This window comes from [Roseibacterium] beibuensis (assembly GCF_039542305.1).
GTDB classification, from domain to species: domain Bacteria; phylum Pseudomonadota; class Alphaproteobacteria; order Rhodobacterales; family Rhodobacteraceae; genus Roseibacterium; species Roseibacterium beibuensis.
In genome coordinates this window covers 782,736-803,779 of the sequence record NZ_BAABHW010000002.1, presented here as the reverse complement: position 1 = coordinate 803,779, position 21,044 = coordinate 782,736, and the positions used below count along the sequence as shown (strand labels likewise).

The window sequence follows — 21,044 nt, the reverse complement described above, 5'->3', positions numbered from 1 at the left end:
CCCGGAGGGCCCGTTCGTTGCCTTGACTGAGATCAGGGGCGTTCGACGCACAGCGCCACGCCCATGCCGCCACCGATACACAGGGTCGCGAGACCCTTCTTGGCGTCGCGACGCTTCATTTCGAAGAGCAGCGTGTTCAGCACACGGCAGCCCGACGCCCCGATGGGGTGACCGATGGCAATGGCGCCGCCGTTCACGTTCACGATCGCCGGGTCCCAGCCCATGTCCTTGTTCACGGCGCAGGCCTGCGCGGCGAAGGCTTCGTTCGCTTCCACGAGGTCGAGGTCGTTGACCGACCAGCCGGCCTTTTCCAGCGCCTTGCGCGAGGCATAGATCGGCCCGACGCCCATGATCGACGGGTCGAGGCCCGCCGTCGCGTAGGAGGCAATCCGCGCCAGCGGTTCGATCCCGCGCTTTTCGGCGTCTTCGGCGCTCATCAGCAGGGTCGCCGCCGCGCCGTCATTCAGGCCCGAGGCGTTGGCCGCCGTCACGGTGCCGTCCTTGGTGAAGGCGGGGCGCAGCTTCTGCATCGCTTCCATCGTGGCGCCATGACGGATGTACTCGTCGTTATCGACGACGATATCGCCCTTGCGCGTCTTGATGGTCACCGCGGTGATCTCGTCGGCGAAGCGGCCTTCCTTTTGCGCGGCCTCGGCCTTGTTCTGGCTGGCAACGGCGAACTCGTCCTGCTGTTCGCGGCTGATCTGCCATTTCTCGGCGACGTTCTCGGCGGTCTGGCCCATGTGATAGCCGTTGAACGCGTCCCACAGCCCGTCCTTGATCATGGTGTCGACGTATTTCATGTCGCCCATTTTCTGACCCTGGCGCAGCGCGGCGGCATGGGGGCTCATCGACATGTTTTCCTGACCGCCGGCCACGACCATCGTCGCATCGCCCAGCATGATGTGTTGCGCGCCAAGGGCCACGGCGCGAAGGCCCGAACCACAGACCTGGTTGATGCCCCAGGCGGCGCTTTCCTGCGGGAAGCCCGCGTTGATATGTGCCTGACGCGCGGGGTTCTGGCCCTGCGCGGCAGTCAGCACTTGGCCAAGGATCGTTTCGCTGATCTCGCCCTTGTCGACGCCAGCGCGTTCGACCACGGCCTCCAGCACGACGCGCCCCAACTCATGGGCGGGCGTGTTCGCGAATGAACCCAGGAAACTGCCCACGGGCGTGCGTGCGGCCGAGGCGATGACGACATTGGTCATGAAATCCCTTTCCTTCTTAACTCGCCCCCCAAGCCATCCTGCCGAACGGGGGACCTCCGTGTCTCACACGCATTGATAGAGTTAGGTCCGGCGCGACACAACGGACAGTATGTCCTATGGGCATCCTGCGCGCAAAAGCTGCGCCATCGGCCCGGCAGCCTAGGCGCGGCGTGCCTCGGCCGCGTCATCCTTGCGCCAGGGCGGGGTCAGGGACGGGGCGCCATAGTAGTAGCCTTGCAGGCAATCGACGCCGGCCTTGGCCAACCATGCGGCCTCTGCCTCGGTTTCGACGGATTCGGACACGACCAGCATGTCGAAATGCCGACCCAGCGAGATCAGCGCCTCGGTCAGCACCTGGTTATCCGCGTCCCGGTCGATATGGCGCGTGAACTGCCCGTCGATCTTCAGAATATCGAAGCAGAACTGCTTGAGGTGGCGAAAGGCCGTGTAGCCTGCGCCGAAATCGTCCAGGGCAAAGGTGACGCCCTTGTCCTGCAATTCCTCCATGAAGATGGCCACGATCTCGGGCATCAGCATGGCCGAGCTTTCGGTGATCTCCAGGATCAGCCGCTCGACCGCGCCGGGGTGCTGCTCGAGATATCTGCGCAGCGTCGCCATCCAGCCCGGATAGCCGACCGATCTGGCCGACATGTTGATCGACAAGCGCAGATCGGGTGTTTCGACCAGCGCGTGCAATCCGGCTTGCAGCGCAGCGCAATCGATTCGGCGACCCAGGTCGGTGTCTTCGGCCGCTCCCATGAAGTCGCGCGCGGGAATGATGCGACCGGTTTCGTCGAGGATGCGGATCAGCCCCTCCCAGAACGCAACGCGACGGCCATCGGCGCGAAGGACGGGCTGATAGGCCAACATCGCATCCCCGCGGGCCAGCGCCTGCTCGACCATGGCCAATGTGCCGCGATCGCGCTCGGCGATGGCAGCCTCGAGGGGACTGCCCATGCCCGGTTCCGCCAGCTCGCGCCGCATCTCATCACCTCTTTTCATGATCTGCATGGACGTGATGGCCCGCCATCCCTTAAGGAATGATGAAATTTCATTTTTTGCTTAAATTTGAAGGAAAAGCCGATGGGGCTGGACGAGACGGGGCGCTGTGGCTGGTGCGGGACCGACCCCCTTTATGTCGCCTATCACGACACCGAGTGGGGCGTGCCGGAGCGCGACGGCCGTGCGCTTTGGGAAAAGCTGATCCTCGACGGCTTTCAGGCGGGGTTGAGCTGGATCACCATCCTGCGCAAGCGCGAGGCCTTTCGCGAGGCCTTCGAAGGGTTCGATCCCGAGGTGATCGCGGGATGGGGGGAGCCCGAGGTCGCGCGGCTGTTGGGTAACGCCGGGATCATCCGCCATCGCGGCAAGATCGAAGCGACCATCGGCAATGCGCGCGCGTTCCTTGCGATGGAGGAGCAGGGCGGGTTCGCTGACGCGATGTGGGCCTATGTTGGCCACAGTCCGATCCAGAACCAGTGGCAAGCGCTGGCCGAGGTTCCCGCCTACACGCCCTTGTCCGAACGCATGTCAAAAGACTTGAAAAAGGCCGGATTCCGATTTTGTGGGCCGACCATCGTTTACGCGTGGATGCAGGCAACGGGCATGGTCAATGACCACCTTGTCGGCTGCCCGCGCCATCCGCAGGTCGCGGCCCTTGCCATGTCGCGCGGGTGACGCGGAAAAACTCGAGTTTTTCTGGCCGTTTTCCTCGAGGAAAACGCCCGCTCACCCTTCCGCGATCAGCGCCTCGATCAGGGCGATTGCCTCGGGGCTGGCCCAATCGGCATCGCCGCGCAGGCGCGCGATCTCCTGACCGTCGCGGTTCAGGATCACGGTGATCGGCAGGCCGAAAACGCCCATCTCCCGCGCGATCTGCTGGTTGATGTCGCGATATCGCGGAAGGGCGGTGACCCCTACTTCTTCGAAAAAGCGCCGGATCGCCTGGGGCGGGTTGCGCCCCGTGGCGAGCGTGACGACGCGAAACTCCTCGCTGCCCAAGGTTTCCTGCAACGCGTTGAGGGCGGGCATCTCCTCGCGGCAGGGCGCACACCACGTGGCCCAGAAATTCAGGACGATCACCTGGCCTTCGAAAGCAGCGAAGGTGCTTTCGGTCTCGTCTTCGGTCAGGAAGGGCGCCTCTGAGACGGCCTGCGGTTCGTCATGCAACACGACGCCGCGCATCTCGCCGGTGATCAAGTCCGACAAGTCCTGTGCGGCGGCGGCATTTGCACCGAGGCCAAGGGCGATGTAGAGCACGGACGCGCAAAGACTGCGGATCATTTCAATTTTCCCTCCGAAGGGTCACAGAACATGTCTGATACGGGCTCCAACGCGATGTGGGGCGGCCGCTTCGCCGCCGGTCCGGACGCGATCATGGAGGCGATCAACGCCTCGATCGGGTTCGACAAACGCCTTGCGAAACAGGACATCGAGGGCTCCCGTGCCCATGCCGCCATGCTGGCGGCCACGGGCATCTTGAGGGATAGCGACGCAGAGGCGATCCGGGAAGGCCTGCTCACCGTTTTGTCAGAGATCGAGGGGGGCACGTTTCAGTTCTCGACCGCGCTCGAAGACATTCACATGAACGTCGAGGCGCGGCTGAAGGAATTGCTGGGGGACCCCGCCGGCCGTCTGCACACCGCCCGGTCCCGCAATGACCAGGTGGCGACCGATTTCCGCCTTTGGGTGCGCGACCAGATCGACGCGGCCATCTCAGGGCTCGAAGCGCTGCAAAGCGCGCTGCTGGAACAGGCCGAGGCCGGTGCGGATTGGGTCATGCCCGGCTTTACCCATCTGCAAACCGCGCAGCCCGTGACCTGGGGCCATCACATGATGGCCTATGTCGAGATGTTCGGTCGCGACGCGGGCCGGTTCCGCGATGCGCGCGCCCGGATGAACGAATGCCCCCTCGGCGCGGCCGCGCTGGCGGGCACGTCCTTTCCGATCGACCGGCACATGACGGCCGGGGCGCTTGGGTTCGACGCACCATGCGCAAACTCGCTCGATGCCGTCAGCGACCGTGATTTCGCGCTTGAGTTCCTGTCGTCGGCCACGATCTGCGCCATGCACCTGTCGCGCTTTGCCGAAGAGCTTGTGATCTGGTCCTCGGCCCAGTTCCGCTTCGTCGCCCTGTCCGACAGGTTCTCGACCGGCTCTTCGATCATGCCGCAGAAAAAGAACCCCGACGCCGCCGAGCTGATCCGCGCCAAGATCGGCCGCATCCTCGGGGCGAACGTGGCCCTTCTGACGGTGATGAAGGGCCTGCCCTTGGCGTATTCCAAGGACATGCAGGAAGACAAGGAACAGGTTTTTGACGCCGCCGACAATCTGATGCTGGCCCTGGCCGCGATGGAAGGCATGGTCAGCGACATGACCGCGAACCGCCCCGCGCTCGAGGCCGCGGCCGCCAGCGGGTTTTCCACGGCGACCGATCTGGCCGACTGGCTTGTGCGCGAACTGGACATGCCGTTTCGTGACGCGCATCATGTGACCGGTGCCCTCGTGAAACTGGCCGAGGACAAGGGCTGTGACCTGCCCGACCTGACGCTGGAGGAGATGCAGGGCGTCAGCGCGGGGATCACCGAGGGCGTGTTCGGCGTGTTGGGGGTGCACAATTCGGTCGCCTCCCGCATGTCCTATGGTGGCACGGCGCCCGAACAGGTCCGCGCCCAGATCGCCCGCTGGAAGGAGAAGCTGGCATGACGTTTCGACTGACCCTGATGATCGCGGCGATGACCGCGCTTCTGGCCGGCTGTGGGGCCGATGGCGAACCCGAAACGCCTGACCGGGCCGAACCCGGCATCACCATATCCGGAACGGTCGAGGTCGGCGTCTCGGGCAGATTCTGAAACGGTCCCAACGCCCCTTGAATCGGCTTTGCCCGGTCCCCATCATCTCGGTTGAACGCGCGGCATAACGGCCTTACGGTCGCTCAATCGCTGCGGACGACCGAGAACGAATTCACCCGATAGTACAGGTCCCATGGAAAAGATCCCGATGACCCCCGCGGGCCACAAGGCCCTGAATGACGAGTTGAAGCAACTGCGCTCGGTCGAGCGTCCGGCCATCATCCGTGCGATCGCCGAAGCGCGCGAGCATGGCGATCTGTCCGAAAATGCCGAGTATCACTCGGCCCGCGAAAAGCAGTCTTTCATCGAAGGGCGCATCAAGGAACTCGAAGGGATGCTGGGCCTTGCCCAGGTGATCGACCCCAAGACGCTGTCGGGGCCCATCAAGTTCGGCGCCACCGTCGTCCTTGTGGACGAGGACGATAACGAGAAGACCTACCAGATCGTGGGCGAGGCCGAGGCCGACATCGAGAAGGCGCTCCTCAACATCAAGTCCCCGCTTGCCCGCGCCTTGATCGGCAAGGAGGAGGGCGATACCGTCGAGGTCAGGACGCCGGGTGGCAGCAAGGATTACGAGATCCTCAAGATCTCTTACGTCTGATCTGGCGCACGGATGATCCAGCCCACGCCGTTTCTGCCCGTGCCGAGGTCATAGCCGCCCCATGTCTGACGACGACAAGCCCACGACCCTCGACCTCGGGCTATATGCGCGTGGCGAACCCGAGGGGCGTATCACGCTCGTCGAGATCGTCGCGGCGATCCTGTCGCTGATCTGGCTTGCCGCGGTTGTGGTGTTCGGGTTTCGCGGCGACGCGGACGAAGGGGGCGCCGGCATCGCTGGAATGGTGCTTTCGGTGCTGGCCGTCCTGCTACCCGTCGCCCTGATCTGGGTGGCCGCGATGGCTGCCCGAACGGCCCGCGCGCTGCGCCACGAGGCGACGCGCCTGCAAGCCTCGATCGACGCCATGCGCGCCTCCTATGTGGAGCAGCAGCAGAAGCAGGCTTTCGACATCCGGCCCGAACTCGTTCGGAAGCTTGACGAACTGGTCGCAAACCAGGAGGCGGCCGCAGCAGCGGGCGCGCGGCCCGCAACCTTCACCTCGATGCGCTCAACCACCCCGGCAGAAACCCGCGCCGCGGTGGCCCCGCTGAACGACGCCCTGGACACGCCCCAACCCGCGCTGGCGCTTGCCATGGCGCAAAACACGGATCGCGAGCCGATCTCGGTCGCCGATTTCATCAAGGCGTTGAACTTTCCCGAGAACGAACACGACAAGGAAGGCTTCCGAACGCTGCGCCGCGCCCTCGAAGATCGCGGCACGGAGCGCCTGATTCGGGCCAGCCAGGATGTTCTCACCCTGCTCAGCCAGGACGGGATCTACATGGACGACCTGCGCCCCGACCGGTCGCGCCCCGAGTTCTGGCGTCGCTTCGCCCAAGGCGAGCGTGGCCGTGCAATCGCGGCGCTCGGAGGTATCCACGACCGCTCGTCGCTGGTTCTGGCGGCAGGACGCATGAAGAAAGACCCCGTGTTCCGCGATGCCGCGCACCATTTCCTGCGCCACTTCGACCGGACCTTCATGGAGTTCGAAAAGAACGCCAGCGACGAGGAAATCGCGCGGCTTGCCGATACCCGGACGGCGCGCGCCTTCATGCTCCTGGGCCGCGTGACGGGCACCTTCGATTGAGGCCTGTCCGAAAATCCTTCCGGAAGGATTTTCGGCTCGATGGCGTCGGGGTTCGATCAGGACCTCGGGGGTCTCGGTTTGTAAGCCGGTAGCCGCCAACCATACGCCAACGATCCCGCCCGCAAGACAAACGTGACCGCGATACAAGCAAGGACAGGCACCAATGGGTTGCTGGTCAGGCTCGCCGAGAGGAGCGCCGTGCCCGCCCCCGCCAGCGCAGCGGTCACGTAGAGTTTTCCCGGCCGGATCAGGAGCGGCACCTCGTTCGAGACGATGTCGCGCAACAGCCCCCCGAAGCACCCGGTCGCCACCCCCATCAACAAGACGATCGGCACGCTCTGATCCAGTTCGGTCGCCGCCCGGACGCCGGCCGCGACCGCGATGGGCAAGGCCAGCGCGTCCAGCCATGTCAGGACCATCTGGCGGCTTTCCAGCAGATGCGCGGTAAAGAAAACGACAACCGCCGCCCCGCAGGCGATGGCCAATGGCGTGGGGTCGGCCATCCAGAACACCTGATTGCGGTCCAGCAGAACGTCGCGAATGGTGCCGCCCCCAAGCGCGGTGAGCGAGGCGAGAAAGGCAAAGCCCACAAGGTCGAGCTGCGCCCGGCTCGCCGCCAGCGCGCCGGAAAGCGCAAAGATGAGGGCCGCGGCATAGTCGAGCGCGAGAACGGTTGTCATTTGAAAGGCTTCATACCCGCCCGCGCCAATTCGTCGGCGCGTTCGTTTTCCGGGTGACCCGCATGGCCCTTGACCCATTCCCAGGTCACGTCATGGCGGCGCGCAGCCTCGTCGAGACGTCGCCAGAGATCCTCATTCTTCACCGGTTTCCGGGTCGACGTCTTCCAGCCGTTCTTTTTCCAGCTGTAAAGCCAGGCGGTGATCCCGCCCTTCACATAGGCGCTGTCGGTCACGACCGTGATGGTCGAGGGGCGTTCCAGCGCCTCAAGCGCAGAGATCGCGGCCAGCAGTTCCATGCGGTTGTTGGTGGTCTGCGCCTCGCCCCCCTTCAACTCGCGCTCCTTGAGGACGGTTTCGCCCTCCTTGGCCTGCAAGAGCGCACCCCAGCCGCCCGGTCCCGGGTTTCCGGAACACGCGCCGTCGGTATAGGCGTAAAGCTCAGCCATGGCGGCGCTCTTTCCTGCGGGGATCGGGCACCATCACGCTGCAAGACCCCCGACGATCAGGCAGATCACGACAACCGCGGTGAGCAGGAGGCGCAAGCTCATCCACCAGGACGGGGCTGCCCCGTTTCGTGCGGCCGACCAGTCGATTGGCAGAAGGACCACGAACCCTGCGATCAGGGCGTAAAGCGCGGGCTCGGTCGGACCCGAGGCTGTCAGGAATCCCCAGATCGGCGGCAAAACCGACAGCGCGTAGAAAAGGGTCGCTTTCCGCCCGTCCGTCCTGGCGGCGAACCCCCAGATCACGCCCGCCATGAAGCTGAGGATCGTCAATCCATAGACCTGCATCAGAACCGGCCCGTTCAGGCGCCGCGGCAGGATGACCGACGACAGCGAGGCCAGATCGGGGCGGATGCTGGTGATCGCGCCCCAGATGAAGGGGATCAGGCCAGCAAGGCCCAGCAGAAGCGGAGTGGTGGGTATGCGCGTCATGACCCGTTATCTGCCCCTCCGCGCGGCGCGGGGCAAGGCCCCTCAGGCGCGTTCGAGGGCAAGCCGGCCCGCCAGAAGTGCGAAGATCGCCGCGAAGCTGCGATTGAGCCAGGACATGACCTTGGCGGAGCCGAATATCCAGCCCGCGTGGCGGCGGCGAACAGGCCGTAAAGGAAGAAGACCGCGAAGGTCATGGCCAGGAAAACCCCGCCAAGGAGCAGCGCTTTAAACGTGACTGTCCCCGGGGGGCGCTGAGAAAGGGCGTCGGAAGAGACAGGAAAAAGATCGACAGCTTGGGGTTCAGGATGTTGATGAGCGCCCCGCGGCGCGCCACGGCAAGCGTTTAGAAGACCCCGGTGCCGGGGGCGATGACGACAACGAAAGCGGTGAGAAGAAACTGCGTGGATGGCATCGCTACGACCTCATTTGGTGGCGAGGCCGGGCCCCGTGCGGAAGAAGCTTGCATCATTCGTGAAGATCGTCTCGGGAGAAAGGCGGATAAGGCGTCCGTCCGGATCGTCGATGCGCGCGACATTGGCAATGAACCACGGGTTCCAATCCGGCTCGGGGCCGAGGTAGCGACGAAGCAGGCGGCGGAAAAGCTCTGGGTCCATCGGTTCGATGACCGCTTCGCCGCGCAGCCCTAGGTGTCTCAGGATACCACGCGCATTGTCATACTGAACGATTTCAACAGCCGCGCGCGGATCGCGGGAAATGCGCTGAACGGAACTCGCGGATACGTTCGACAGCATCCAGAGTGCGCCATTTTCCCAATGATACCAGACGGGAGCGTTGCGTGGGGCGCCGTCCACGGCCAGCGTGGACAGGTTGGCCATCAGGGGCAGGCGCAGGAGCTCTTCGGGATCGAAGGTTTCGGACATGGCGCAGCATAGCAAGATGCACGTCCGGTGTCGTCGACAAGCGAGGCGGGCCGACCGCCGAACCTGTCACGCCGGAACGCGCAGAACCCTCGGCACCTTGAACTCGACGTTTTCCTTGGCGGTTTCGACCAGTTCGACCGTCACGTCGTAGCGGTCGCGAAACGCGTCGATCACCTCGTTCACAAGAATCTCGGGGGCACTTGCCCCGGCGGTGATGCCGAGCGTCGCGATCCCTTCCAGCGCCCGCCAGTCTATATCCGTCGCCCGCTGGACCAGTTGGGCGTACTCGCATCCCGCGCGGGCGCCGACTTCGACCAAACGCTTGGAATTCGAAGAATTCGGCGCGCCGACCACCAGCATCGCGTCGGCCTTGGGGGCCATTTCCTTGACTGCTTCCTGCCGGTTGGTGGTGGCGTAGCAGATGTCTTCCTTGTGGGGGCCGACGATATTCGGGAAGCGTTCCTTCAGCGCCGCCACGATATCGGCGGTGTCATCCAGCGACAGGGTCGTCTGCGTGACGAAGGCCAGCTGATCGGGGTCGCGCACCTCGACCTTGGCGATGTCATCGACCGTCTCGACCAGCAGGACCTCGCCTTCGGGCAGTTGGCCCATGGTGCCGATCGTCTCGGGGTGGCCCTCATGGCCGATCATGATCATCTGAAGGCCATTCTCGTGATGACGCGCGGCCTCGATATGGACCTTGGACACAAGCGGGCAGGTGGCGTCCACATAGACCATCTCGCGGCGCGCGGCCTCGGCCGGCACGGATTTGGGCACGCCATGGGCCGAGAAGATCACGGGGCGATCGAGGGGACACTCGTCCAGTTCCTCGACGAAGACAGCGCCTTTTTCGCGCAGGTCGTCCACGACGAACTTGTTATGCACGATCTCGTGTCGCACGTAGACAGGCGCCCCCCATTTCTGCAGCGCCATTTCTACGATCTTGATGGCGCGATCCACGCCGGCGCAGAACCCGCGCGGCGCAGCAAGGTAGATGGTCAGTGGCGGCTTGGTCATGGTCTGGCCTTTCGGCGGCGAACGGTCCGGTTTTCGTTGGTCCAGAGGTAAAGGCAGGCGCGGTGCCCGTCCAGCCCGGGGATGCGATGCAGACTGACGCGGGGCCGCCGGTTCCAAAAAAGAAAACACCCGCCGGGGCGGGTGTCTCATGTCGTGGCGGTGAAGGCCCCGGCTCAATCGACCTCAAGCTCTTCCTCTTCGCGCTCGGGGCGGGGTTCGCGCGGCGGGCGGCCAATCACTTCCTTGAGCTCGTCCAACTCGATGAAATTGTCGGCCTGGCGGCGCAAATCGTCGGCGATCATCGGCGGCTGGCTGCGGATGGTCGAAACCACCGACACGCGCACGCCCTTGCGCTGCACCGCCTCGACCAGCGGCCGGAAATCGCCATCGCCCGAGAACAGAACGATGTGGTCCACATGCTCGGCCATTTCCATCGCGTCCACGGCCAGTTCGATATCCATGTTGCCCTTCACCTTGCGGCGGCCGGTGGAGTCGGTGAACTCCTTGGCGGGCTTCGTGACCATGGTGAAACCGTTGTAGTGGAGCCAATCGACCAGCGGCCGGATCGGCGAGTAGTCATCGTTTTCCAGAAGCGCGGTGTAGTAGAAGGCCCGCAGCAACTTGCCCCGCTGCATGAACTCCTGCCGCAGCAGTTTGTAATCGATGTCGAAGTTGAGAGCTTTGGCGGCCGCGTAGAGATTGGAGCCGTCGATGAACAGCGCCAAGCGCTCGTCCCGATAGAACATTGCAAATATCCTATTGCGAATGTGACCCACACTGGTGTCCCCGCCGGGGAGTGAAGCCGGCGTCCCGCATGGCGTGAATGGCCGGAAAATAGGGATTTGAGAAACAGACGCAAGACCGACGGTCTTAAAGAATGCGAAGTCCGCATAGTTTCGCTGCCCCAGGCCAGGCACGGCGGCGGAAATCCTCCTGTCTCAAGGCCCATGAGATGACCGCGCCAAGGCGATGAGATTGCAATCATCTTGCCGCCGCTGCCATAAGGCCATGCCGTTTGTGTTCTGCTGGATTGCCCTTATGCCGCTTCCCGTCGATGCCGCACCTTTGTCGGCCGAGATTTCCAACGCCGATACCACTGTCTTTGTAGCTCTGGGGGCGAATCTGCCCGGTCCCTTCGGGGGACCTGCCGAATCGCTTCGCCACGCAATGGAACGGTTGCGAGAGATGCCCGATGGCGTTCTTCATGGCGGCACGCTTTACAGCACGCCGGCCTATCCTGCGGGTAACGGCCCCGACTACGTCAACGCGGTGCTGGCCGTGCGGGCCAGCGACACGGTTCGGTTCGTGGCCAACGCCTTCGGGATCGAGTCCGAGTTCAACCGCGACAAGGACCGGGCCGCCGGACGATGGGCCCCGCGAGCGATTGATATCGACATCGTCGCAATCGGTGGGCAGATCCTGCCTGATCCCGCACGGCATGCGGCCCTCCGCGCGAAAGCGCCCATCGACCGGGTCCTGACCGACGAGGGGCTTGTCGTGCCACATCCGGCCATGCAGGAACGCGCCTTCGTCTTGAAACCGATGGCGTTTTTCGCGCCCTCCTGGCGGCATCCGGCGCTGGACCGGACCGCGCTCGAGTTGGCCGAGGCGCTTCCGGCCGAGGAACTGGACGCCGTCAGGGCGATCACATGAATTGCGGTTGTCAATAGGCCGCGACGCCTTTATGTAAGCCGTTCGAGATTATCCCAAGCAAGGTCGGAGTGCTCCATGGCCCGCGTGACGGTTGAAGACTGCGTTGACAAGGTACCGAACCGGTTCGAACTGGTGATGCTCGCCTCGCATCGGGCGCGCGAAATCGCCTCGGGCGCGGCGCTGACCGTCGATCGCGACAACGACAAGAACCCCGTCGTTGCCCTGCGCGAGATCGCGGAAGAGACGCAAAGCGCCGAAGACCTGCGCGAGCGCCTGATCGAAAGCCACCAGACCCAGATCGAGGTCGATGAGCCCGAAGAAGACGCCATGGCGCTTCTGCAGGGTGTGGAACGTGATCGTCCGGCGGACAACGACATGGACGAAGAGCAGATGCTGCGCGCCCTGATGGAAGCGCAGGGGCAGAAGTAACCCGCCGGTGCTCCCGGCGTTGGTGGGGATGACGACCCGGTCATGATCGACGCCGACGACCTGCTCAGTCTGGTCAAGAATTACAATCCCAAGACCAACGAGGCGCTGATTCGCGGCGCCTACGACTATGCCAGGAAGATGCATGAGGGGCAGACGCGCCATTCCGGCGAGCCCTATTTCACGCATCCCGTCGCGGTCGCGGCCATCCTGACGGAACAGCGGCTGGATGACGCGACCATCGCGACGGCGCTGCTGCACGACACGATCGAGGACACCAAGGGCACCTATGCCGAAGTGGCCGAGAAGTTCGGGCGCGACGTGGCCGAACTGGTGGATGGCGTCACCAAGCTGACGAACCTGGAACTCTCCAGCCGCGAGACCAAGCAGGCCGAGAATTTCCGCAAGCTGTTCATGGCCATGTCCAAGGATCTGCGCGTGATCCTGGTCAAGCTGGCGGACCGTCTGCACAACATGCGCACCATCCGCCACATGCCGCCCGAGAAGCAGGCGAAGAAGGCGCATGAAACCATGGATATCTATGCGCCGCTGGCCGGTCGCATGGGGATGCAATGGATGCGGGAGGAGTTGGAAGACCTCGCCTTCCGCGTCCTGAACCCCGAGGCGCGCGCCTCGATCATCCGCCGTTTCATCACGCTGCAAAAGGAAACCGGCGACGTCATCCCCAAAATCACCGAGGATATCGAGACTGTCCTCGAAAAACATGGTGTGAAGGCCGACGTGTTCGGGCGCGCGAAAAAGCCGTTCTCGATCTGGCGCAAGATGCAGGAAAAGCAGCTGGCCTTTTCGCGGCTGTCGGACATTTACGGCTTCCGCGTCATCACCGAGACCGAGGATGACTGTTACCGCGTTCTTGGCGCGATCCACCAGCGCTGGCGCGCCGTGCCGACCCGGTTCAAGGATTACATCAGCCAGCCGAAATCGAACGGCTATCGCTCGATCCATACGACGGTGTCCGGCCGCGATGGCAAGCGGGTCGAGGTGCAGATCCGCACCCGGCAGATGCACGAGGTGGCCGAGGCCGGCGTCGCCGCGCACTGGTCCTACCGCGACGGGGTGCGGGCGCAGAATCCCTTCGCCGTCGATCCGGCAAAGTGGCTCGAAAGCCTGACCGAACGGTTCGAGAATGCCGAGGATCACGATGAGTTTCTCGAGCATGTGAAGCTCGAGATGTATTCCGACCAGGTGTTCTGCTTCACGCCCAAGGGCGATGTGGTCAAACTCCCCAAGGGGGCGACGCCCATCGATTTCGCCTATTCGATCCATACCCGCATCGGGCATAGCTGCGTCGGCGCCAAGGTCGACGGGCTGCGCGTGCCGCTCTGGACGCGGCTGAAGAACGGCCAATCGGTCGAGATCATCACCGCCGAGGGGCAAACGCCGCAGGCGACCTGGCTCGACATCGTTGCGACGGGCCGGGCCAAGGCCGCAATCCGGCGCAACCTGCGCGAGGTCGACCGCGAACGCTATATCAAGCTGGGGCGCGAACTGGCCCGTGTGGCCTTCGAGCAGATCAACAAGCGCGCCACCGAAAAGGCGCTGGCAACCGCCGCGAAGATGCTGAACCTCAAGGAAGCCGACGAGGTTCTGGCGCGCATCGGCTCGGCTGAACTGTCGGCGCGGCAGGTGGTCTCCACCCTTTATCCCGAGTTGGTCAACGACGATATCGGCGGCGAGATCGAGGAGCGCCGCGCGGTGATCGGCCTCCCGCCGGGGGCCGAGACGCGCCGCGCGCAATGCTGTCAGCCCGTGCCCGGCGAACGCATCGTCGGCATCACCTATCCCGGCAAGGGGCCGGTCGTGCACGCCATCGATTGCGAGGCCCTGGCCGATTTCGACGACACGCCCGAGCGCTGGATCGATCTGCATTGGACCGAAGGCCGGCATGCGCCCACGCACAATGTGACGCTCGATGTCACCCTCTCGCACCAAAAGGGCACGCTGGGGCGCATCTGCACGTTGATCGGCGAGCAGAACGCAAATATCTCGGATCTGCATTTCATTGATCGCAAACCGGATTTCTACCGTATTCTTGTCGATGTGGAAGTGCGGGATGCCGAGCATCTTCACGCGGTGATGATGGCGGTCGAAGCCGATAGCGACGTGGCCAGCATGGGGCGCGTGAGGGACCTCGACCGCCGCCCCTGACGGGGCGCGGGTAGGAGACGGTCTTGCGACGCGTCGCGGGTCCGAGAAGGAGAGGAAGAGCGTCTTGGTCTTCAAGAGGCGAGACCCAAGGTCGTGGCCAAGGCTCATGGTCGAGGCGTTCTGGCCCCGTGGCGGCTGGGGCCGGGCCTTCCAGTATGTGCAGCACCGTGTGCGCCGCCTTCCGGGAACACCCGAACAGATTGCCCGCGGCGTCTTTGCCGGGGCCTTCACGATCTTCACGCCGTTTTTCGGCCTGCACTTCGTGGTTGCAGCCATCCTTGCCAAGGTGATGCGCGGCTCGATCCTTGCGGCCCTCCTCGCGACCTTTCTCGGAAATCCGCTGACCTACGTGCCGATCGCGATCATTTCGTTGCAGACAGGTCATTTCTTTCTGGGCACCAGCCCAAGGGGCGAAGTCGACGAATCGATCTTTGCAAAGTTCGGCGGCGCGGCGGGTGATCTGTGGCACAACATGATCGCTGTTTTCACCCCGGCACAGGCGCATTGGGGTGACCTGCGGATCTTCTATAACGATGTATTCTTCCCGTGGATGGTGGGCGGGATCGCGCCGGGCCTTATCTGTGCCCTGACCTGCTATTACGTCAGCGTTACGGTGATCCGCGCATACCAGAAACGGCGCGCGGCCAAACTGCGGAAGAAGATGGAAAAACTCAGTCGTCAGGCTGAGGTTGAAAGGGGTTGAGATGAGCGAGCGCGAACTGAGACTGGGCGTCAACATCGACCACGTGGCCACGCTCCGGAACGCCCGTGGCGGCGCGGTGCCGGACCCGGTCCGTGCGGCCGTCATGGCGCAAGAGGCCGGGGCCGATGGGATCACCGCCCATCTGCGCGAGGATCGCCGGCATATTCGCGACGCCGATATCGACGCGATCATGCAGGCGATCTCGATCCCGCTGAATTTCGAGATGGCCGCCACCGACGAGATGCAGAAAATCGCGCTGGCCCACCGCCCGCATGCCGCCTGTATCGTGCCCGAACGCCGCGAAGAGCGTACGACCGAGGGTGGCCTTGAAGTGGCGGCAGATCAGAACCGGCTGGCCGATTTCATTGCGCCGCTGCGCGATGCCGGCATCCGCGTGTCGCTGTTCATTGCGCCAGACCCGGCCCAGATCGAGGCGGCGCATCGCATCGGTGCGCCCGTGATCGAACTGCATACCGGCGCCTATTGCGACCACCACGCCGGTGGCGATTTTGCTGCACGGGACGCGGAACTCGCCCGCCTGATCGACGGGGCGAAACAGGCCGCCGACCTGGGACTTGAGGTGCATATGGGACACGGCTTGACCTATGACACGGTCACGCCCGTCGCCGAATTGCACGAGGTGAAGGAACTCAACATCGGGCATTTCCTGATCGGCGAGGCGGTGTTCGTCGGGCTGCCGGCTGCCATTGCGGAAATGCGCCGAATGATGGAGGCTGCGCGCACCTGATTGCCGCCGATCCAGACCCGGAGATCACACGTGCCGACATTCCCCAGAACCGGCCCCGCCGAAGGCGGGCCCTTTGAGCCGTCATCGGTGTCAACGCGCGCCGCTCGTGAACTTCAGAAGACCGTGACAAGAGACGCCCCATGATCCTCGGCATCGGCACCGACCTCGCGAATATCGAGCGGATTCAAAAGGCCCTCGATCGGTTCGGCGACCGGTTTCGCAACCGCGTTTTCACCGTGACCGAACAGACCCGGGCCGAGCGGATGAAAGACCCCGCCTCGACCTATGCCAAGCGCTGGGCCGCCAAGGAGGCCTGTTCAAAGGCCTTGGGCACCGGCCTGCGCATGGGGATCGCGTGGCGCGACATGGCGGTCACCAACCTGCAGTCCGGCCAGCCGGTGATGGAGGTCACGGGCTGGGCCAAGGAACGGTTGGAGCAGATGACGCCCGACGGCCATAGCGCCGTCATCCATGTCAGCCTGACCGACGATCACCCTTGGGCGCAGGCCTATGTCGTGATCGAGGCCCTGCCCGAGGAAGAAGCCGACAAGCGCCCGCAAATCGGCCCGGTCAGCCGCCGCCGTCTGTCCTAGCGGGCGGGCTTGCTTGACTCGCGCTCGCGCGACCCGCATGAACCCGCCAGAACGACGAGAGGCAGGCAGCGAAAGGGCAACACCCATGGCAGCGTCGAACGCCAAGAAAGACGGCATCTGGGAGACGGTGAAAACCATCGTCTACGCCCTCCTGATCGCGGGCGTGTTTCGCACCCTGTTCTTTCAGCCCTTCTGGATTCCGTCAGGGTCGATGAAGGACACGCTGCTGATCGGGGATTTCCTGTTCGTCAACAAGATGGCCTACGGCTATTCGCGCCATTCCTGCCCGTTCTCGATGTGTCCCTTCGATGGCCGCATTTTCGGGCGCGAGCCCGAGCGGGGCGATGTCGTCGTCTTCCGCCACCCGGTGAACGGCGAGGATTTCATCAAGCGGGTGATCGGCCTGCCCGGCGACCGCGTGCAGGTGATCGACGGGCTTTTGCACATCAACGGGGACCCGGTCGAGGTGACGCCCGAAGCACCCTTCGAAGAGGTTTACGAACGCCAGGGCCCCATCGGCCATCTACCGCGCTGTTCCAACGCCCCTGTCGGCGAAGGCGCGATCTGCGAGAAAGAGGCCGCGACCGAGACCCTGCCGGGCGGTGTCAGCCACTCCGTTCTGAACATCCAGGATGGCACGCGCGGCGACAATACGCCGGAATACGTCGTGCCCGAAGGGCATTACTTCGTGATGGGCGACAACCGCGACAACTCCATCGACTCGCGCTTTCCGCAATCGGTTGGCGGTGTCGGCTTCGTCCCGTTCGAAAACCTGCTTGGCCGGGCGGATCGCGTGATCTTCTCTTCCGCCGGTCAGCGCATGATCTACTTCTGGACATGGCGGTCTGACCGCTTCTTCCACCGGATCGACTGACCATGGCGCTGTCGCGCGAGATTTCGGCTTTCTGCGAGCGGGTGGGGCACCAGTTCCAAGACCCCGATCTGATCCTGCGCGCGCTGACCCATTCCTCGCTGTCTTCGCCCACGCGCCCGGACAATCAGCGCCTCGAATTCCTGGGGGACAGGGTTCTCGGCCTTGTCATGGCCGAGGCCGTGCTCAAGCGCGACAGAGAGGCCAAGGAAGGGCAGCTTGCGCCGCGCTTCAACGCGCTCGTCCGCAAGGAAGCCTGTGCCGAGGTGGCGCGCGAGATCGACCTTGGCGCGGTCCTGCGGCTTGGCAAATCGGAGATGACCACGGGCGGCCGCCGCAAGACGGCGCTTCTGGGGGATGCGATGGAGGCGGTGATCGCCGCCATCTACCTCGATGCCGGGTTCGACGTGGCGCGCGATGTGGTGTTGCGGCTCTGGGGCGATCGCCTTGACCGCGTGGCCGAGGATGCGCGCGATCCCAAGACGACGTTGCAGGAATGGGCGCAGGCGCGCGGTCAGACGCCGCCGCGCTATGTCGAGCTGGACCGGACCGGTCCCGATCACGCCCCCGTCTTCACGGTCGAGGTGCGCATGGATTCGGGCGAGACCGCCCGTGCCGAGGCGCGCGTGAAACGGCAAGCCGAACAGGCCGCCGCCCGCGCCCTGATGGAGCGGTTGAGCAAGGGCGGCTGACCCGCCTCAAAGGCCCAGGGTTTCGTCCAGCCCCAGCATGATGTTGAGGTTCTGAACCGCCGCCCCGGAGGCGCCTTTGCCAAGGTTGTCCAGCACCGCGATCAGCACCGTCGCCCCGGTCTCTGGGTCGCCATCCACGGTCAGTTCCATGCGGTTGGTATCGTTCAGGCGGCGCGGGTCGATCCGGTCGCCCAGTGCTGCGCGCTCGACCACCGAGACGAAGGGCGAGCCGTCGTAATGCGCGGCCAGCGTCTCCAACGCCTCGGCAGCGAAGCCCGGCGCGCCATGCCATGGCACCTGCACGATCATGCCCTGCGCGAACTGGCCGACGGATGGCACGAAGATCGGGCGTTTTTCGAGACCGGAATGCACCTGCATCTCGGGCAGATGCTTGTGCGCCTGCCCGGTGGCATAGACGAAGCTGCCCGACGCCGTGCCTTCCTCGAATTCCGCGATCAGGGATTTGCCGCCGCCGGTATAGCCGGAAATGGCGTTTATCGTCAGCGCCGCATCGGCGGGCAACAGGCCGGCCGCAACCAGCGGACGGATCAACCCGATGGCGCCGGTCGGGTAACAGCCGGGGTTCGAGACGTATTTCGCCGATGCGATCCGCTCCCGCGCCTCGGGCGACATCTCGGCAAAGCCGTAGGCCCAGTCGGGATCGACCCGGTGCGCGGTCGAAGCGTCGATCACGCGGCAAGGCTGCGCATCGAGGTCGGGCTTGATCTCATGCACGGCGGCATCGGGCAGGCACAGGATGGCCACATCCGCCTCGGCAAAGGCCGACAGTCGCGCCAGCCGTGACTTGCGCTGTTCCTCGGGCAGCGAGATCAGCGTGATATCCTCGCGCGGTTCCAACCGCGCCCGGATCTGCAAGCCGGTGGTTCCCACCTCGCCGTCGATGAACACTTTCGCTGTCATGGACCCGGTCCCCTGTCTGTTTCGCGCCAACCTATGCCCGCTGACGCGGGGCGCCTCAACTGTCACTTGTAGCCAAGCGCCGCGGGATGGGCTATGGCCCACGGCCAAACCCCACGTCGGAGCAGCACAGCATGACCACCCGCGCCGGATTCGTCGCCCTGATCGGAGAGCCCAATGCGGGCAAGTCCACGCTTCTGAACCGCATGGTCGGGGCGAAGGTGTCGATCGTCACGCACAAGGTGCAGACCACCCGCGCCCGTATCCGCGGCGTCGCGATGGAGGGCGAGAGCCAGATCGTCTTCGTCGATACGCCCGGTCTCTTCCGTCCGCGCCGCAGGCTCGATCGCGCGATGGTCGCCGCCGCCTGGACCGGTGCCGCCGATGCCGACGTGATCGTCCTTCTGATCGAGGCGCATCGCGGCAAGACCGAGGGCGTCAATGCCATTATCGACACGCTCAAGGACAAGGCCCAGGGCCGGCGGGTCGCGCTCGCCATCAACAAGATCGACCGGGTCGAGGCGCCGGTGTTGTTGAAGCTGACCGAGGAGATGAACGCGGCCTTCCCCTTCGAGGAGACCTACCTGATTTCCGCCGAGAAGGGCTATGGCGTGGCCGACCTGCGCAAATGGCTGGCAGGGGCGATGCCCGAGGGCCCGTGGCTTTACCCCGAGGACCAGATTGCCGATCTGCCCATGCGCATGATCGCCGCCGAAATGACCCGCGAAAAGCTGACCCTGCGCCTGCACCAGGAATTGCCCTACCAACTGACCGTCGAGACCGAAAGCTGGGAGGAACGCAAGGACGGCTCCGCCCGGATCGACCAGGTGGTCTATGTCGCGCGAGATGGGCACAAGGGCATCTTGCTGGGCAAGGGCGGCGAGACGATCAAGGCCGTCTCCAAGGCCGCGCGCGAGGAACTGGAAGACTTCCTCGGGCGCAAGGTGCACCTGTTCCTGCAGGTCAAGGTGCGTCCCAACTGGTTGGAAGAGGCCGAGCGCTATTCCGAGATGGGTCTCGATTTCCGCGACGGGAACTGACGCGAATGGCGCGGCTGACGGCCGAGTTCTGGGTGCATGCCTATCTCGCGCGGTTGCGGCTTGCCGATATCCCGGCCTTCGTCGTCTCCCATGGCGACGACACCGCTGGCGCGGTGCTGGTCAAGCTCAACACGCTTGACGGCAGCGCGCGCGCGTTTCAGCGCAGCTTCGACCTGGCGACCGGTGACCGGGCGTGGGTCGTGCTCGCCGAAGGCGAAGAGCCCGCCGTCGACGCGGCCATCGCCCGCCAGCGAGAGTTCGACCCGGACCTTTGGGTGATCGAGGTCGAGGATCGCGCAGGCCGGCACCTGCTGGACGAACCGGGCCTGTCCTAGCGGTCGGCGTAGCGGCCGATCGCGATGAAGATCACCCCGGCCAGCAACAAGCCGACCAACAACATCCCCAGCGTCGCCGCCACCGCCCATGGGCCAAGGGCCGGGACATCCATGAACGGGTAGGGGTAAAACGCGTCCCGTGTCGCCATCCCCAAGGCATAGGCCCCGTAGACGCTTGGCCACAGGATGAAGATCGGCAGATCGGCCCATTCCAGTGCCCGCTTCGGCGCGTCGAACAGCCACCAAAGCCCCACCGCCGCCGGGACGACCGTGTGCAGCCCGATATCGGCCCACCAGCCGATGCCCTCCGGATTCCACAGATCGGTCAGCAGCGCATGGTAGACGACCGCCAGCGCCAGTTCCGACAGGGTCAGCGCCGCCAGCCATGGCGCGCCGACCCCCTTGATCTTGCGGAAATTCACCGTCGCGAAGGTGACGACCGTCAGCGCCGTGGTCAGGATGGTGAAGAACCGCGCCATCTCGACCAGCGTCGCCACCGGACCTGTGCCGCGATAATCGACAAGGTAAACCCACTGCGCCAACAGCGCCAACCACGCGATGAGGGCGATCAGCAGGGCGCGCCTGCGGGCCGGGCGGGGCAGGGTCGGGAACATGCGCCAGACCCTGCCATGCGCC

The 21,044-nt window shown here is 64.5% G+C and carries 26 protein-coding genes and 1 pseudogene; 15 read left to right on the top strand and 12 right to left on the bottom strand.

The features are described 5' to 3' along the window. Nucleotides 1-32: 32 nt before the first annotated feature. Together ABD923_RS10650 and ABD923_RS10645 are read right to left on the bottom strand one after the other, a co-directional pair. Nucleotides 33-1,208 carry an acetyl-CoA C-acetyltransferase gene (locus ABD923_RS10650; RefSeq protein WP_259554010.1) on the bottom strand — a complete coding sequence of 392 codons (1,176 nt, stop codon included), beginning with the start codon at nucleotides 1,206-1,208 and terminating at the stop codon, nucleotides 33-35. A 159-nt stretch (nucleotides 1,209-1,367) separates the two neighbouring features. Beyond that, complete coding sequence (locus ABD923_RS10645; RefSeq protein WP_259554011.1) at nucleotides 1,368-2,210, bottom strand: EAL domain-containing protein; 843 nt, start codon at nucleotides 2,208-2,210, stop codon at nucleotides 1,368-1,370. An 81-nt stretch (nucleotides 2,211-2,291) separates the two neighbouring features. Between ABD923_RS10645 and ABD923_RS10640 the strand changes: the two genes are divergently transcribed. After that, entirely contained in the window at nucleotides 2,292-2,885 is a 594-nt protein-coding gene (locus ABD923_RS10640) for a DNA-3-methyladenine glycosylase I (protein ID WP_259554012.1), read from the top strand. Nucleotides 2,886-2,936: 51 nt separating this feature from the next. Here ABD923_RS10640 and ABD923_RS10635 read toward each other — a convergent pair whose 3' ends face one another. After that, nucleotides 2,937-3,491, bottom strand: coding sequence for a TlpA family protein disulfide reductase (locus ABD923_RS10635; protein WP_259554013.1), 555 nt, complete (start codon nucleotides 3,489-3,491; stop codon nucleotides 2,937-2,939). Between the two features lie 30 nt (nucleotides 3,492-3,521). Between ABD923_RS10635 and argH the strand changes: the two genes are divergently transcribed. The 4 genes from argH (at nucleotide 3,522) to ABD923_RS10615 (ending at nucleotide 6,747) form a co-directional block, all read left to right on the top strand. After that, nucleotides 3,522-4,913 carry an argininosuccinate lyase gene (argH, locus tag ABD923_RS10630; RefSeq protein ID WP_259554014.1) on the top strand — a complete coding sequence of 464 codons (1,392 nt, stop codon included), beginning with the start codon at nucleotides 3,522-3,524 and terminating at the stop codon, nucleotides 4,911-4,913. Further along, a complete protein-coding gene (locus ABD923_RS10625; protein WP_259554015.1) occupies nucleotides 4,910-5,059 on the top strand; it encodes an argininosuccinate lyase in 150 nt (49 codons plus the stop codon). The genes argH and ABD923_RS10625 overlap by 4 nt, the downstream gene beginning before the upstream one ends. A 133-nt stretch (nucleotides 5,060-5,192) precedes the next feature. Continuing rightward, nucleotides 5,193-5,660 (top strand): transcription elongation factor GreA, encoded by a 468-nt coding sequence (gene greA / locus ABD923_RS10620; protein ID WP_222190671.1) that lies wholly within the window; start codon nucleotides 5,193-5,195, stop codon nucleotides 5,658-5,660. Nucleotides 5,661-5,721: 61 nt separating this feature from the next. Further along, nucleotides 5,722-6,747, top strand: coding sequence for a hypothetical protein (locus tag ABD923_RS10615; protein WP_259554016.1), 1,026 nt, complete (start codon nucleotides 5,722-5,724; stop codon nucleotides 6,745-6,747). A 56-nt stretch (nucleotides 6,748-6,803) separates the two neighbouring features. On the opposite strand, the gene ABD923_RS10610 is transcribed toward ABD923_RS10615, so the two are convergent. The 7 genes and pseudogenes from ABD923_RS10610 to ABD923_RS10580 all read right to left on the bottom strand — a co-directional run bounded on the left by ABD923_RS10610 (nucleotide 6,804) and on the right by ABD923_RS10580 (nucleotide 11,006). Then, nucleotides 6,804-7,427: a trimeric intracellular cation channel family protein gene (locus tag ABD923_RS10610; RefSeq protein ID WP_259554017.1), complete on the bottom strand. Its 624-nt coding sequence runs from the start codon at nucleotides 7,425-7,427 to the stop codon at nucleotides 6,804-6,806. After that, nucleotides 7,424-7,873, bottom strand: a complete 450-nt coding sequence (gene rnhA / locus ABD923_RS10605) for a ribonuclease HI (protein WP_259554018.1) — start codon at nucleotides 7,871-7,873, stop codon at nucleotides 7,424-7,426. The genes ABD923_RS10610 and rnhA overlap by 4 nt, the downstream gene beginning before the upstream one ends. A gap of 33 nt (nucleotides 7,874-7,906) precedes the next feature. After that, a complete protein-coding gene (locus tag ABD923_RS10600) occupies nucleotides 7,907-8,362 on the bottom strand; it encodes a DUF3429 domain-containing protein (RefSeq protein WP_259554019.1) in 456 nt (151 codons plus the stop codon). 42 nt (nucleotides 8,363-8,404) lie between these two features. Beyond that, nucleotides 8,405-8,696, bottom strand: a pseudogene (locus tag ABD923_RS10595) (LysE family transporter); the annotation flags it as partial. An 88-nt stretch (nucleotides 8,697-8,784) separates the two neighbouring features. Beyond that, the gene (locus tag ABD923_RS10590) at nucleotides 8,785-9,243 is read right to left on the bottom strand and encodes a pyridoxamine 5'-phosphate oxidase family protein (RefSeq protein ID WP_259554020.1); all 459 of its coding nucleotides are present in this window, start codon (nucleotides 9,241-9,243) and stop codon (nucleotides 8,785-8,787) included. A 66-nt stretch (nucleotides 9,244-9,309) separates the two neighbouring features. Beyond that, on the bottom strand, nucleotides 9,310-10,260 hold the full coding sequence (ispH, locus tag ABD923_RS10585; protein WP_259554021.1) for a 4-hydroxy-3-methylbut-2-enyl diphosphate reductase: 951 nt from the start codon (nucleotides 10,258-10,260) through the stop codon (nucleotides 9,310-9,312). 173 nt (nucleotides 10,261-10,433) lie between these two features. Next, nucleotides 10,434-11,006: a LabA-like NYN domain-containing protein gene (locus ABD923_RS10580; protein WP_222190683.1), complete on the bottom strand. Its 573-nt coding sequence runs from the start codon at nucleotides 11,004-11,006 to the stop codon at nucleotides 10,434-10,436. Nucleotides 11,007-11,268: 262 nt separating this feature from the next. On the opposite strand from ABD923_RS10580, the gene folK reads away from it, so the two are divergent. The 8 genes from folK (at nucleotide 11,269) to rnc (ending at nucleotide 18,115) form a co-directional block, all read left to right on the top strand. After that, the gene (gene folK / locus ABD923_RS10575) at nucleotides 11,269-11,913 is read left to right on the top strand and encodes a 2-amino-4-hydroxy-6-hydroxymethyldihydropteridine diphosphokinase (RefSeq protein ID WP_345229466.1); all 645 of its coding nucleotides are present in this window, start codon (nucleotides 11,269-11,271) and stop codon (nucleotides 11,911-11,913) included. A gap of 75 nt (nucleotides 11,914-11,988) precedes the next feature. Then, complete coding sequence (gene rpoZ / locus ABD923_RS10570) at nucleotides 11,989-12,342, top strand: DNA-directed RNA polymerase subunit omega (protein ID WP_222190687.1); 354 nt, start codon at nucleotides 11,989-11,991, stop codon at nucleotides 12,340-12,342. A gap of 42 nt (nucleotides 12,343-12,384) precedes the next feature. After that, a complete protein-coding gene (locus ABD923_RS10565; protein WP_259554023.1) occupies nucleotides 12,385-14,508 on the top strand; it encodes a RelA/SpoT family protein in 2,124 nt (707 codons plus the stop codon). Between the two features lie 106 nt (nucleotides 14,509-14,614). Beyond that, nucleotides 14,615-15,211: a DUF2062 domain-containing protein gene (locus tag ABD923_RS10560; RefSeq protein ID WP_259554024.1), complete on the top strand. Its 597-nt coding sequence runs from the start codon at nucleotides 14,615-14,617 to the stop codon at nucleotides 15,209-15,211. Nucleotide 15,212: 1 nt separating this feature from the next. Beyond that, on the top strand, nucleotides 15,213-15,959 hold the full coding sequence (locus tag ABD923_RS10555; protein ID WP_259554025.1) for a pyridoxine 5'-phosphate synthase: 747 nt from the start codon (nucleotides 15,213-15,215) through the stop codon (nucleotides 15,957-15,959). Nucleotides 15,960-16,099: 140 nt separating this feature from the next. After that, nucleotides 16,100-16,552 carry a holo-ACP synthase gene (acpS, locus tag ABD923_RS10550; protein WP_222190695.1) on the top strand — a complete coding sequence of 151 codons (453 nt, stop codon included), beginning with the start codon at nucleotides 16,100-16,102 and terminating at the stop codon, nucleotides 16,550-16,552. Nucleotides 16,553-16,637: 85 nt separating this feature from the next. After that, nucleotides 16,638-17,426, top strand: a complete 789-nt coding sequence (gene lepB / locus ABD923_RS10545) for a signal peptidase I (protein ID WP_222190696.1) — start codon at nucleotides 16,638-16,640, stop codon at nucleotides 17,424-17,426. A gap of 2 nt (nucleotides 17,427-17,428) precedes the next feature. Then, a complete protein-coding gene (gene rnc, locus ABD923_RS10540) occupies nucleotides 17,429-18,115 on the top strand; it encodes a ribonuclease III (RefSeq protein ID WP_259554026.1) in 687 nt (228 codons plus the stop codon). Nucleotides 18,116-18,121: 6 nt separating this feature from the next. Here the strand turns inward: rnc and argC are convergent, their stop codons facing one another. Then, complete coding sequence (argC, locus tag ABD923_RS10535; RefSeq protein WP_259554027.1) at nucleotides 18,122-19,036, bottom strand: N-acetyl-gamma-glutamyl-phosphate reductase; 915 nt, start codon at nucleotides 19,034-19,036, stop codon at nucleotides 18,122-18,124. Between the two features lie 131 nt (nucleotides 19,037-19,167). Here argC and era point away from each other — a divergent pair, with 131 nt between their 5' ends. Further along, complete coding sequence (era, locus tag ABD923_RS10530; RefSeq protein ID WP_259554028.1) at nucleotides 19,168-20,073, top strand: GTPase Era; 906 nt, start codon at nucleotides 19,168-19,170, stop codon at nucleotides 20,071-20,073. Nucleotides 20,074-20,078: 5 nt separating this feature from the next. Further along, a complete protein-coding gene (locus tag ABD923_RS10525) occupies nucleotides 20,079-20,408 on the top strand; it encodes a DUF1491 family protein (RefSeq protein WP_259554029.1) in 330 nt (109 codons plus the stop codon). On the opposite strand, the gene ABD923_RS10520 is transcribed toward ABD923_RS10525, so the two are convergent. After that, nucleotides 20,405-21,022, bottom strand: a complete 618-nt coding sequence (locus ABD923_RS10520) for a Pr6Pr family membrane protein (RefSeq protein WP_345229465.1) — start codon at nucleotides 21,020-21,022, stop codon at nucleotides 20,405-20,407. The genes ABD923_RS10525 and ABD923_RS10520 overlap by 4 nt on opposite strands. Between the last annotated feature and the right edge of the window lie 22 nt (nucleotides 21,023-21,044).